Annotated in this window: 13 protein-coding genes; 7 read left to right on the forward strand and 6 right to left on the reverse strand. The window is 63.0% G+C overall.

Translation table 11 applies throughout. The features are described 5' to 3' along the window. Positions 1 to 880: 880 nt before the first annotated feature. From AB0I57_RS11030 to rfbA, 3 genes are all read right to left on the reverse strand, one after another. Entirely contained in the window at positions 881 to 1,243 is a 363-nt protein-coding gene (locus AB0I57_RS11030; RefSeq protein ID WP_358334238.1) for a CD225/dispanin family protein, read from the reverse strand. Between the two features lie 153 nt (positions 1,244 to 1,396). Continuing rightward, positions 1,397 to 1,981: a dTDP-4-dehydrorhamnose 3,5-epimerase gene (gene rfbC / locus AB0I57_RS11035; RefSeq protein ID WP_358334241.1), complete on the reverse strand. Its 585-nt coding sequence runs from the start codon at positions 1,979 to 1,981 to the stop codon at positions 1,397 to 1,399. A gap of 1 nt (position 1,982) precedes the next feature. After that, positions 1,983 to 2,858 (reverse strand): glucose-1-phosphate thymidylyltransferase RfbA, encoded by an 876-nt coding sequence (gene rfbA / locus AB0I57_RS11040; protein ID WP_358334243.1) that lies wholly within the window; start codon positions 2,856 to 2,858, stop codon positions 1,983 to 1,985. A 64-nt stretch (positions 2,859 to 2,922) separates the two neighbouring features. Between rfbA and rfbB the strand changes: the two genes are divergently transcribed. Beyond that, positions 2,923 to 3,927, forward strand: a complete 1,005-nt coding sequence (gene rfbB, locus AB0I57_RS11045; RefSeq protein ID WP_358334246.1) for a dTDP-glucose 4,6-dehydratase — start codon at positions 2,923 to 2,925, stop codon at positions 3,925 to 3,927. A 16-nt stretch (positions 3,928 to 3,943) separates the two neighbouring features. Here rfbB and AB0I57_RS11050 read toward each other — a convergent pair whose 3' ends face one another. Further along, the gene (locus tag AB0I57_RS11050) at positions 3,944 to 4,876 is read right to left on the reverse strand and encodes a lysylphosphatidylglycerol synthase transmembrane domain-containing protein (RefSeq protein ID WP_358334904.1); all 933 of its coding nucleotides are present in this window, start codon (positions 4,874 to 4,876) and stop codon (positions 3,944 to 3,946) included. A gap of 344 nt (positions 4,877 to 5,220) precedes the next feature. Between AB0I57_RS11050 and AB0I57_RS11055 the strand changes: the two genes are divergently transcribed. From AB0I57_RS11055 to AB0I57_RS11080, 6 genes are all read left to right on the forward strand, one after another. Next, positions 5,221 to 6,723, forward strand: a complete 1,503-nt coding sequence (locus AB0I57_RS11055) for a SulP family inorganic anion transporter (protein WP_358334249.1) — start codon at positions 5,221 to 5,223, stop codon at positions 6,721 to 6,723. A gap of 181 nt (positions 6,724 to 6,904) precedes the next feature. After that, positions 6,905 to 7,177 (forward strand): hypothetical protein, encoded by a 273-nt coding sequence (locus tag AB0I57_RS11060; RefSeq protein ID WP_358334252.1) that lies wholly within the window; start codon positions 6,905 to 6,907, stop codon positions 7,175 to 7,177. Beyond that, positions 7,174 to 8,127: an ABC transporter ATP-binding protein gene (locus AB0I57_RS11065; RefSeq protein WP_358334255.1), complete on the forward strand. Its 954-nt coding sequence runs from the start codon at positions 7,174 to 7,176 to the stop codon at positions 8,125 to 8,127. The genes AB0I57_RS11060 and AB0I57_RS11065 overlap by 4 nt, the downstream gene beginning before the upstream one ends. Next, positions 8,124 to 8,927 (forward strand): ABC transporter permease, encoded by an 804-nt coding sequence (locus AB0I57_RS11070; RefSeq protein ID WP_358334258.1) that lies wholly within the window; start codon positions 8,124 to 8,126, stop codon positions 8,925 to 8,927. The genes AB0I57_RS11065 and AB0I57_RS11070 overlap by 4 nt, the downstream gene beginning before the upstream one ends. After that, positions 8,924 to 10,066, forward strand: a complete 1,143-nt coding sequence (locus AB0I57_RS11075; protein ID WP_358334261.1) for a histidine kinase — start codon at positions 8,924 to 8,926, stop codon at positions 10,064 to 10,066. Before AB0I57_RS11070 ends, AB0I57_RS11075 begins: the two co-directional genes overlap by 4 nt. Continuing rightward, positions 10,063 to 10,683 (forward strand): response regulator transcription factor, encoded by a 621-nt coding sequence (locus tag AB0I57_RS11080; RefSeq protein ID WP_358334264.1) that lies wholly within the window; start codon positions 10,063 to 10,065, stop codon positions 10,681 to 10,683. The genes AB0I57_RS11075 and AB0I57_RS11080 overlap by 4 nt, the downstream gene beginning before the upstream one ends. 102 nt (positions 10,684 to 10,785) lie before the next feature. Here the strand turns inward: AB0I57_RS11080 and AB0I57_RS11085 are convergent, their stop codons facing one another. Beyond that, positions 10,786 to 11,826 carry a DUF4236 domain-containing protein gene (locus tag AB0I57_RS11085; protein WP_358334267.1) on the reverse strand — a complete coding sequence of 347 codons (1,041 nt, stop codon included), beginning with the start codon at positions 11,824 to 11,826 and terminating at the stop codon, positions 10,786 to 10,788. Between the two features lie 10 nt (positions 11,827 to 11,836). Next, the gene (locus tag AB0I57_RS11090; protein WP_358334270.1) at positions 11,837 to 12,448 is read right to left on the reverse strand and encodes a TerD family protein; all 612 of its coding nucleotides are present in this window, start codon (positions 12,446 to 12,448) and stop codon (positions 11,837 to 11,839) included. Positions 12,449 to 12,590: the final 142 nt, after the last annotated feature.

Consider the following 12,590-nt stretch of genomic DNA (forward strand, 5'->3'; position numbering starts at 1 on the left):
TCCCCACTCCTGTTCTTCACTACCCGTTCTGCAGAGACTGGAACGAGTCAACTGGTTCTTCGGCCTGGGGTCTTCTCGATGGCGGTACGCGGCAGAACACCGCCGTCATCGCGCTCCATTACCAGATAGTCGCGCCTGTCGAGTGTCCTCATCGAAGGCTCGATCACGTGCCGGTTTTGTCGAAGGCCGTCCAAATCGCCCTTCCATAAACATGTTTGTTATGTTTCCTGTTGCGCAAGACCAACGCGGCCATTTCGTAGGTAACAAAGGTTTGTCGGCGAGGCCGATCATTTCTAATGTGAAACACTCCTCCGAGTGTTATCTCAGATTGTCGAACTGTCAACCACAGCAATTGGTTAATGAGTGAACAGTTAATTTCTGAATAGTTAATTGGTGAACAGTTAATTGGTGAACAGTCAATTCCCGAATAGTTAATTCGTGTACGGCAGAGATATGGCGGTAGCTATAGCTACCGCCATACTGAGCTAGCCATTGAGGGGTTGGTTCACCGACTCGATCCACTACCGGGGCGCGCAGCACCGACCTGCTGGCGTTCGAGCATCGCCGTGATCACTGTCCCCGATCTTCGGGTTCGCCGGCGCTCACGTGATCGGCCCTGTCGCCGGCGCACACCGGGTACAGTTCGAACACCCAAAGAGAACCTCTCGTTCTAGGTGCAGTGTCCAAAGGCATAGTGTCCGAACAGATCCGACACCCAACTGCTTTCCGAGGCATGCCGACGGCACCCGGGTGGTACCAGTGATTCACGCTCGGTGGAGCCCAGACCGTGGCAATGAGGACGTAGGGTGCGATCAGGAGGGTGTCCAGGTGGTTCCTTCGGGCTTCTCGTCACGCACCGATTCCCAGCGGCGAGGCCGGTTCAGTCCCAACGCCATCTCCGCATGCCGCCGTCGTCACCGTTCGCGAGCAGGACGATGAGCCCGATCGCATACAGCACCAGGAACAGCAGCAGGAGCCCGCCGAAGATCCACAGGGAGATCTGTCCGAGTCGGCGAGCGCGGTTCGACGCGTCCTGCGCGCCGGCCGCATCACCGCTGGCCCACAGCGGGTACACGTTGAACGCATGGTTGAAGGCCGAGAACGCTAGCGGCCAGAAGAAGATGAGCGAGGCGACCGCCCAGCCGGCGTTGCTCGGGGGCCGCAGCGCACCGGTGGGACCGGCTGGGGGCGGGGGCGATTCCATTGGCTGGTTCGGTGCCGGACCATTGGTAGGGGAGGACATTGCAGTACTCCTGACGTAGGCTTTGCGCAGTTCACAATACGTTTCGCTACAAAGATCACCTGAGATTCAGCCTACTTCAGTTCCTGTGCGCTCGAGCGCCGATCGTGTTGATCTTGCCGAGCCCGGCGCACTCTCGGCGGAACCGGAGTTCGATCAGCCGAAGCTCGGCAACACGCCTGCGTCCAATGCCTGTGCCAGAGACGGTGCGGCTGAGTCCTTCTCGGACAGCTGGAAGGTCAGCGTGTTGCCGTCCCGGCCTATCGTGGGCCAGTCGATTGCAAGGTCGGGATCCAGTGGGTGGATATCGTGATCGAGCGCGGGGGTGTATTCGATCGAACACAGGTACATCACGGTGGATGCGTCCTCGAGTGACAGGATCGCGTGACCGAGCCCTTCGGGAAGGTAGACCGCGCGCCGCTCGATGTCGTCGATGAGCACCGAATCCCACTGGCCGAATGTCGGCGACCCGACCCGCAGATCGACGACGACGTCGAGGAATGCGCCCTTCACACATGTCACGTATTTCGCTTGGCCGGGCGGACTCTCGGTGAAGTGGATGCCTCGCAGGACCCCGGCGGCCGAGACCGAGCAGTTGGCCTGCGCGAGATCGAGGTTGTGCCCGACGGCTGCCTCGAACTTGGAACCCTTGAACCATTCGAGGAACACGCCGCGGTCGTCGCCGAACTGCCGCGGCGTGATCTCCCAGGCGCCGGGGACTTTCAGTTCCCGATATTCCACGTCACCAGTCCTTGCCGAGTTCGAGGAGTTCAAGAAGGTATTCACCATACCCAGACTTTCCGAGAGCGTCTGCACGGGAACATAATTCGTCGTCAGTAATGTATCCGCGTCGCCATGCGACCTCTTCGGGAACACCGATCTTCAATCCCTGTCGGTGCTCGAGGGTGCGCACGAAATTCGATGCCTCCAGCAGGGAATCGACTGTGCCGGTGTCGAGCCAGGCGGTTCCGCGAGGCAGTACTTCGACTTTCAAGCGCCCGGCCTGCAGGTACGCCCGGTTGACGTCGGTGATCTCGTATTCGCCTCGGTCCGACGGCGCCAGCGAGCGAGCAATCGACACGACGTCGTTGTCGTAGAAGTAGAGGCCGGGAACGGAGAAGTGCGACTTCGGGGTTGCGGGCTTCTCCTCGATGGAAATCGCCCTGCCGGTGTCGTCGAATTCGACCACACCGTAAGAACTGGGATCAGACACCCGATAGGCGAACACGGCACCGCCGTCGATGTTCTCGAAGCGGTTGAGCCTCGAACCGAGCCCCGGGCCGTAGAAGATGTTGTCGCCGAGTATCAGGGATACCGACTCATTGCCGATGTGGTCGGCACCGAGCGTGAATGCCTGCGCCAGACCCTTCGGCTCCTCTTGCACCACGTACGTGAGGTTCACCCCGAACTGGGAACCATCCCCGAGCAACATACGAAACTGTTCGGAATCGTGGGGTGTGGTGATGATGAGGATGTTCCTGATGCCGGCCAGCATGAGGGTGGACAGCGGGTAGTAGATCATCGGCTTGTCGTAGACCGGGACCAGCTGCTTGCTCACCGCGAGAGTGATCGGGTGAAGCCGGGACCCGGTGCCGCCCGCCAGGATGATTCCGCGCATACGAGCAGTGTTCCAGTGTTCGTTGCGGATAGAAACTCGCGACGCGCTACTAGGCTGGGTACACATGAGGCTTCTCGTGACGGGCGGCGCCGGGTTCATCGGTGCGAACTTCGTGCACCAGACGATCGCTGAACGCCCCGACGTCCAGGTGACAGTGCTCGACGCACTGACATACGCAGGCAACCGCAACTCGCTCGAACCGGTGGCGAACCGCATCGAGTTCGTACACGGCGATGTGGCCGATGTCGCGTTGGTCGATCGTTTGGCCCAGCGTTCTGATGCTGTGGTCCACTTCGCCGCCGAGTCGCACAACGACAATTCGCTGGCAGATCCGACGCCATTCGTGCACACGAACGTGATGGGCACGTTCTCGCTGCTCCAGGCGGTGCGCGCACACGACCTCCGTTACCACCACATCTCCACCGACGAGGTGTATGGAGATCTCGAACTCGACGACCCCGAGCGGTTCACCGAGTCGACGGCATACAGCCCGTCGAGTCCCTACTCGGCGACCAAGGCTTCTAGCGATCTGCTGGTGCGAGCTTGGGCGCGGTCGTTCGGTGTCCGTGCCACATTGTCGAACTGTTCCAACAACTACGGCCCGTATCAGCACGTGGAGAAGTTCATTCCGCGTCAGATCACCAACCTGATCGACGGAGTGCGTCCGCGGTTGTACGGCAACGGACGGAATGTGCGTGACTGGATTCACGTCGACGATCACAACTCCGCGGTGTGGACGATCCTCGAGAAGGGGAGCATCGGCGAGACGTACCTTATCGGCGCGGACGGCGAGGTCGACAACCGAACAGTCGTCGAAACACTTCTGGAACTGTTCGGCCGCCCCGCCGACGACTTCGACTTCGTCACCGACCGGCCGGGCCATGACATGCGTTATGCGATCGACCCGACGCGTCTGCGCACCGAGTTGGGTTGGAAGCCGCGATACGTGGATTTTCGCAGCGGGCTCGACGCGACAGTGCAGTGGTACCGCGAGAACGAATCCTGGTGGCGTGCGCAGAAAGAGCCCGTGGAGAAGGGGTATGCGGCCACGGAATCCGTGATCAGCTGAGCCCGCGTGGCCGCGGCTATGACGCAGTAGGTACCCGCGAGCTCTCGTGGACCAGCGCGTTGCGCAGCACCCGCGACCCGGAGAGGGCGGCGACGAATCCCGCGAACACCTCGCACAGCGTGAAGACCAGGCGCGAAGCCAGGGCAAGACCGAGTGCGACGCCGCTGTCCATGAACGGGGAGAGCGCGGCAACGATGACGGCCTCGCGCACTCCGATTCCGGACGGCGCGATGACAACTAGCACGCCGGCGAACATACCGAGCGCGAGAGCGCCGATGCACTGCACGAGGGTGCCCATCTCGAACCCCGCTGTACTGGACGCCAGCAGCCACAGGTGGATTCCGTAGAGCACCCAACTGACGGCGCACCAGCCCAAGGCCAGCGCGATCTTGTGCAGGGTCAACTGCCTCTGCAGCGGTGCGCGGCGCAGAATCCGCAGCGCCAGGTTCACCAGGCGGGTGAGGACGGGCGGGTAGCAACAGACGAGGGCGACCGGAACGAGCACGATCACCGCGACCGCAGCGAACGTGCTGATCTGAAACAGGGCAGGCAGTGCGAGCAGGCCCACGACCAGTGCCGACGTGATACTCAGACCGACGGTGACGAGCACCGCGACGAATCCGTTGGCCCGTGACACACCGGCCCGACGCACGAGTTCGGTTTGCAGGACGAAGGCCCACACGCTGCCGGGAAGATACTTGCCGAGTTGGCCGACCAGATAGCACCGGGCAGCGTCGAACGCGGGTATCGGGTGCTCGAGGGCACCGAGTGCGTGCTGCCACGCGCGTACCGCAGCGCCCATCCCGAGGAAGATGAACACGGCGGAGCCAGCGAGCGCCCACCAGTTCAGGTTCGTGATCGTGTCCCGAACCTCGCTCCACTGCGACTTCACCGCGACGCCGACGGCCACGACTATTGCGAGAGTGACGAGACCGCGCACCGCATTCATCAGAACTGCTCGGCCGCTGCGAGATGGTGTGGACCGCGTCTCTACGCTCACAATCGACCACCCCTCACGTCAGGGCGCTGCGAGGTGCAGTGCCCTTCCGACGATAGCAATCATCGAGCGTTGATCCGGTGAGTGGAACTCTTCTCCGACGGGAGGGTAGAGTCGCTCGGTCGAAAGGGAACACCAAGTCCCGCCCTGTGTGCGGGCCGGCGAAGTGCGGCGCACTGTCGTGAGCACTCTCGGGTCGTACTGCCGACCCCGACAATTCCCAGTCTGCGGCGCAGCGTAGCGACGCGCGAACATCCAGCGGTATCGGCGTCCCACGCCACTTGAACGGAGCTCTTATGTCAGTAGATCACCCCGACACGCTTTCCGACGAAGGGTCGGTGCGTGCCGCACTGAGATCTCCGCGCAGGCTGAGAACCGAGATACTTGCCGGTCTTGTGGTGGCCCTTGCGCTCATTCCGGAGGCGATTTCGTTCTCCATCATCGCGGGTGTCGACCCCCGAGTGGGGTTGTTCGCCTCCTTCACTATGGCGGTGACCATCGCTTTCGTTGGCGGGCGTAGGGCGATGATCTCGGCCGCAACTGGGGCGATAGCTCTGGTGGTGGCACCGCTGGCAAGGGACTATGGCCTGGACTATCTCATCGCCGCAGTGTTGCTCGCCGGGGTACTGCAGATCGCCCTGAGCCTGCTCGGCGTCGCGAAACTGATGCGGTTCATCCCCCGCAGCGTCATGACCGGATTCGTCAACGCCCTCGCCATCCTGATCTTCACTGCGCAGTTGCCGCACCTGATCGACGTGCCGGTGTTGGTCTACCCGATGGTCGCCGTCGGACTGCTGATCATGGTGTTCCTGCCCAGGTACACAAAGGTGGTTCCCGCACCGTTGGTGGCCATCGTGCTCCTGACAGCCGTCACGGTCTTCTTCGCGCTGAACGTCCCGAACGTGGGCGACGAGGGAGAGTTGCCGTCGAGTCTGCCCGCATGGCTCATCCCGGACGTGCCGATGAACATGGAAACGCTGTCGATCATTGCCCCATTCGCCCTGGCGATGGCACTGGTCGGACTGCTCGAATCGTTGATGACGGCGAAACTCGTCGACGACATCACCGACACGCACTCGGACAAGACCAGGGAGGGCTGGGGTCAGGGGGTCGCGAACCTGGTCACCGGACTGTTCGGCGGCATGGGCGGGTGCGCGATGATCGGCCAGACCATGATCAACGTGAAGGTTTCCGGTGCGCGTACCCGGATCTCCACTTTCCTCGCGGGAGTGTTCCTCCTGGTGCTGGTGGTCGGTCTCGGCGATGTTGTCGCACTGATTCCCATGGCGGCATTGGTCGCGGTCATGATCATGGTCTCGGTCGGCACGATGGACTGGCACAGCATCGCACCGAAGACACTGCGACGGATGCCCCGGAGCGAGACGACGGTGATGCTCGCGACAGTTGCGGTGACTGTTCTCACACACAACCTGGCCTACGGGGTCGTCGTCGGCGTCGTCACGGCAATGGTCCTCTTCGCCCGCCGGGTTGCTCACCTGACCGAGGTCGTCGACATCGCCCACCCCGACGATGACACCCGGGTGTATGCGGTGCGCGGAGAACTTTTCTTCGCTTCGAGCAACGATCTGGTTTACCAGTTCGACTATGTCGGGGATCCGCGGAACGTGGTGATCGACATGTCGGACTCCCACATCTGGGATGCCTCCACGGTGGCCACGCTCGACGCGATCACCACCAAGTACGCGGCCAAGGGAAAGAACGTGGACATCGTCGGCCTCAACAGGGCCTCCGCGGATCGCCACGTGCGCCTGAGTGGCCAGATGGGCGCCGACCATTAGACGCGTCGATTGCGTGTGCGCTGACCGCCGGCGCGCATAACGGAGCTGAATCTCCGGCTGACGTAGGCATGCCGGGCCGTTGCCGTATGACTTTTGTCATCGTCAGCACGTGCAAAGTCCACATCATTTCGATGATTGCCCGCACTACCAACCGGTGCCGGCTGCCGCGAGGCTGAAACTCGTGAACAACGCACAAACAACTCCCCCATTTCGCCGCGAAGCAGGCGTCCGCGAGGCCAGCATGCGCGAACTGCTCATGGATTGCTTACGCATCGGTCCCGCACCGACGCGGTCGCGCGAGGCGTTCGTCGCCCTTTTCGCGCTCGTCGTCGTCGGCGTCCTCCTTGTAGTTATGCAACCGGAGGTGATGGTCACCGCCGTCGTGATCGCAGGATCCGTCAGTTATCTGACAATTCGCTGGATTGTCGGAACCAGGAGGTGGGGCAGGCGATGATCCCCTGCATCACCGCTCGCGGACTGCGCCGGATCTATGGTTACGGCAAGGATGCATACGAGGCGGTCAAGGGCATCGACCTGGACGTCGCTGAAGGTGAGGTATTCGCGCTGCTCGGCACCAACGGTGCCGGCAAGACCTCGACACTTGACGTTCTGGAGGGATTGGCCAGTCCCGAGGCCGGCTATGTCGAGGTCTTCGGACTCGACCCGCGCCTTGACCGCAGGAAGGTCCGCCCGCAGATCGGCATCATGCTGCAGTCGGGCGGTCTGCCCGCTGAGCTGACCGTTGCCGAGACGTTGGAGATGTGGCGTAGCACCTGCACTAACCCGACCACAGCTGACGACGTCCTCGCCCTGGTCAACCTCACCGACCGTGCCGACGTCCGCGTCGGGTCGCTGTCAGGCGGCGAGCAGCGCCGCCTGGATCTTGCGTGTGCACTGCTCGGGCAGCCGCGGCTATTGTTTCTCGATGAACCCACCACAGGGCTCGACCCAGAGAGCCGCCGCGCGACGTGGCGGCTGCTGGCTGATCTCAAGGCATCCGGTGTGACGATGGTTCTCACGACCCACTACCTCGACGAGGCAGAGGCGCTCGCCGACCGGATCGCAATCATGCATCGGGGCGAGATCGTTCGCTGCGGTACGCTCCGCGGCATTGTCGATGAGCATCCGGCGACCATCATGTTCGATCATCCTGGGCTACCGCTACCACCACTGCTCGGCGCGAGTGTCGATGCGCACGCCCGTGTCACCATCGCCACCCACACGCTTCAGGATCATCTGTCCGAACTGCTCAATTGGGCTCACGAGCACCATGTAACGCTCGTCGGCCTCGAAGCCAGAGCCGCCTCATTGGAAACGGTATTCCTCGACATCGCCAACTCCCGCGATGTCTCCGACACCACCGAACTCGATTCCACGGACTCACCGATCGGGGCTCTGCGATGACCACTGCACCTACTGTCGGCCACCGACGACCGCTCACCGGCCTCGCCAAGGCCGAGTACCTCCAATTCCGGCGAAACAAGACACTCGTGTTCGTGGGAACCGTGTTCCCGGTCGGCATTCCGCTGCTCACGTTCTTCGCAGGCCGAAGTGACGGCGATCCAATGCACACCCTGGTGGCAACCCTCGAAATGTTCGCAATAGTTGCGCTCCTCTTCGTGCAGTACTACTCGGTCCTGTCGATGGTCACAACACGCCGTGGTGAAGGGGTACTGAAACGACTGCGTACAGGCGAGGCCACGGACTGGCAGATTCTCACTGCCCCCGCCGTACCCGGGGTTCTACTCACGATCGCCGGGGCAGCGATCGTGACCGGGTTCGTCTACGGTACGGGTGCGCCCGTGCCAGTCAACCCTATTGCGATGGTGGTTGCCCTCTTCGGTGGGCTCGTCGTCTTCTCGCTACTTGCCCTAGCGACGAGTGGCGTGACGAAGAACGCCGAGGCCGCACAGATCACCGCACTCCCGGTTATGGCGATCGCGATGGTGGGAATGTCGTCGATCCGCAGCGTTCTCCCCGATCGGGTTGCGGTGCTAGCCGACTGGACACCCTTCGCCGCCGTGTCCGACCTCGTCTCGCTCGGCGTGACCGGAACGGTCGCGTCCGCCGCGGAGTCGATTCCCACGATGGATATCAACGACACCTTCGTCGGATTCGGCGTGCCGCTTGCGGTACTGGCGGCGTGGGCTGTCCTCGCCCTCGGGCTCGTATACAAGACCTTCCGATGGGACGAGCGAGGGTGACTCGGTGGTACTCCTGGTTGCGCGAGCAGTCGGGACCGGAGAAATTCCGGCTGTACTCACGCCTCATGCTTCATGGCGGCATCGTTGGCGTGGTGGTGGCGATGTCTCTTGTCGGCGGCTGGATCGGGCAAACAGTCGTGCTCGTCGTCGCGGGTCTCGCGGCCGCCGGCGCTGTCGAGGCCCAGCCTGAACTCTCCTCGTGGCCGAACACTTCGTACCGACGGTGGGCCTCGCCGGTGGGTGCGGTGGTCCTGACCGGGGTGTGGCTGGTGAGTGCTTTTGCATTCCGTTCCGGGACCGACGAGATGGTCGTCGACAGGGCGCGTATCACCGGCATCTTCGCGGCATTGCTGGCGGCACTTTCCATCATCGCCTTCGCCCAACGCAAGTGGTGGATCATCCTCGGAGTCGGCACCGCCACCGGCCTCGTCTTCAGTTCCTCGCCAGAGGAAGCGCTACTGACTTCGGTCATGGTTGTTCTCGCGGGAAGCCTCCTGATCGTCACGACCATGGTCACCATGTGGGGCCCGCGGATCATCGACGATCTCGAACACGCCAGGGAACTCGAGGCCGACCTGCAGGTCGCCGAGGAGCGCCTGCGTTTCGCACGAGATCTGCATGACGTCGTCGGTCGAAGCTTCTCGGCTATCGCGGTCAAGAGTGACCTCGCGGCGGCCCTGTCACGCTCGGGTGCGGTCGATCGCGCTGCCGTCGAGATGGACGAAGTCAAGTCACTCGCTGTCCAGTCAATGGGTGAGATGCGCACGCTGGTGCGCGGTTACCGCGATATCGGTCTCGATCGTGAGGTCGCCGGTGCCCGCTCGCTACTTTTGGCGGCCGGGTGCCGGCTGGTCGTGGAGGGCGATCCCGACGCAGTGCCGGCACGGTTCCATGAGGTTGCTGCATGGGTTGTGCGCGAGGGCACGACGAACATCGTCCGGCACTCGTCGGCGACTTTGGCGACCCTCACCCTCCGCGGCACTGGAATGACTCTGCGCAACAACGGCGTTTCCGGTGAGCCGGGTGGCGGTTCCGGTCTACGCGGACTCACGGACCGACTCACGGCCGTCGGCGCCACCCTCGACACCACCGCGTACGACGACAAGTTCTCCCTCGATATACGCTGGGAAGCAACATGATTCCAGTTCTGTTAGCGGACGACGAGACACTCATCCGCTCGGCCATGGCAACTATGCTTGGTCTGGAGACCGACATCGACGTCGTCGAACACGTCGGCACCGGTGACGAGCTCATCGCCGCCTGGCGTCGTCGCGTGAATGCCGGCGAACCCGTTGCCGTCGCAGTGATCGACCTGCAGATGCCGGGCCGCGACGGGATCGACACCGCCGCTGAGTTGTTGAAGCTCACACCCGGGGCGGGCACGCTCATCGTAACCAGTCACGGCCGGCCTGGTTACCTCAAACGGGCGCTCGCGGTGGGAGTGAGAGCATTCCTGCCGAAGACGACGTCGTCGGTGACGCTCGCCGATGTCATCCGCATTGTCCACGGCGGTGGCCGCTATGTTGACCCGGAGCTGGCCGCTGAGGCAATCAGCGCCGGGGACTCCGTCCTTACAGCGCGTGAGGCCGACGTCCTCGAGTACGCTGCGAACGGCGCGTCCGTCGAGGAGATCGCGAGGCACGTCTACCTGTCGCCGGGGACCACCCGCAACTACCTGTCGTCTGCTATCGCCAAGCTCGGCGTCTCCAACCGTTATGAAGCGGCAGTCAAGGCCCGCGAGCGTGGCTGGATCTAGGCCGTGTTTCGAGAGTGGTTCCACCGGCCAGACCATGATCAACGTGAAGGTTTCCGGTGCGCGTACCCGGATCTACACGTTCCTCGCAGGAGCGTTCCTTGTTCAGTGCAGCGCTACGAGTAAGTCAGCCAGCCCCGGGTACCCCGGATCCTCGGCGAGGACTTTCTCGATGCTCTTACGGGCGGTCGCCTTGCGGTTCTGCGCCAGATCGACCTGCGCGCGTTCGAGTAGCGCTCGGTGCCTCACCTCCGGCGCCCGACTGCGGAGGCGAAGCGCCTCCTTGAAGTTCTCGCGAGCGGCGTCGCTGTATCCGAGTTGAGCGAATGCGCGTCCACGAAGCGCGAGCAGTAGCGCAGAGGCGTCGTCGCTGTTGCCGATGCCGTTGGTCATATCGATCACCTCACGATGTCGACCGGCGTCGCTGTACAACTCGACAAGGGAGAGCGCAGCGTGCGTTGTCGGATGCGCCTGCTCCACCGTCCAGATCGCGGCAGCAAGATCGCCGGCGCTCTGGTGAAGCTCGGCGGCGGCCAGCAAGACCACGTTGTCGGTGAAGCGAAGCTCGGCTTCGACGCCGTGAACGATCTCGACTGGCCACGTCCGTTCCGCCAGGTATTTCGTGACGAACGGAAGCGTCGACAGGCCATCGTGTCGGGGCACGACCCATCCAAGGAGTGCACGCGCGCGCTCCCGGGCCACAGGGTCCTCGATCCCGAATTGGAAGTGCAGCAACCCCTCCAACGCGGCCGCGAGGACTCGTGCCGTCGGCATGGTGCTGCCGTGTTTGCGGGCGACCGCCATATAGTCGGACGGGTTCCGTGACTCGAGGACGGCGAACAAGTCTTTTTCCCAAGCCGGGGCGAACATCCCCGGCGCGACGGGTCGGTTCGACGGAGGCGGTGCAACCGCGGCTCGTCTTGATCCTGTGCCGCGTGAGCTCGCTCCTCGACGGGATCCGGCGCGCAGGGTCTGCTGGTGGGACAGCCCGGTTCCTGGGATAGACACGGTCCGGCTGACACGGCCATTGGCGTGTCTTGTCACCCGCAGACCCTTACCTCCGACCGAGTAGCCAATTCCGCTCCGGCTGAAGTTCATCCGTACCCCGGGCACGATCTGGACGCTCTTGCGCATGCGAAAACCCATGACGGTCCTCCTACAGCTCGTATCCGGCGGGAACCGGCGGGTTGGTCCAGTCGATCGGAGGGGGGCCGGCCGGCACCGGAACGGGTTCGGGTGCACCGGCCTCCACGGCGACACCGAAGTCGCGGGCAAGCCCGGCCAACCCGTCGCTGTAGCCCTGTCCGATCGCCCGGACCTTCCACCTGTCGTCACGGCGGTACAACTCCAGCGTGACCACTGCGGTCTCGGAGGTCAGCGAGGTCACCGAGAACATCGCGAGCACAGTGTCGTCGGTGTCGTGGACGGCGACGTCGATGTCGCCGAGTTCACGCAGTAGACGACCGTTCGGAGAATCGAGGCTGACAGCAAGGGCGACGGTGTCGATTCGAGGGTCTACTCGGTGCAGGTTGCAGCTGATTCGATCGATCACTCGACCCGCAGATTCCTGCTTGCCATCGTGACGTACAGCCTCGTCCGGTGAGAGTGCCTGGTTGTAGAAGACGAAATCGTCGTCGCCGCATACCTTGCCGTCCACGAGCAGGAGCGCCGACAGATCTGCATCGAGGTCGGCGGTGCGACGCCATGCACAGGTGACGGTCAGTTCGTGTGCGTCAAGGCCGGTGTTCTGCCCTTTGACGAGTTTCATGTCCCCCCGGACTTGCGTGGATAGACGGATTGGCGGATGGATTGGCTATTGGGATGTGCGACCACACCCTAAGTGGTACGTCCGACACATTCGTAGCTTGCGTCTCCGGTTGTCCGGATTACGTTGTCAGGCTGCGCTGCCC

Origin of the sequence: Rhodococcus sp. NPDC049939, assembly GCF_040656415.1 — a bacterium.
GTDB lineage: Bacteria > Actinomycetota > Actinomycetes > Mycobacteriales > Mycobacteriaceae > Rhodococcus_F.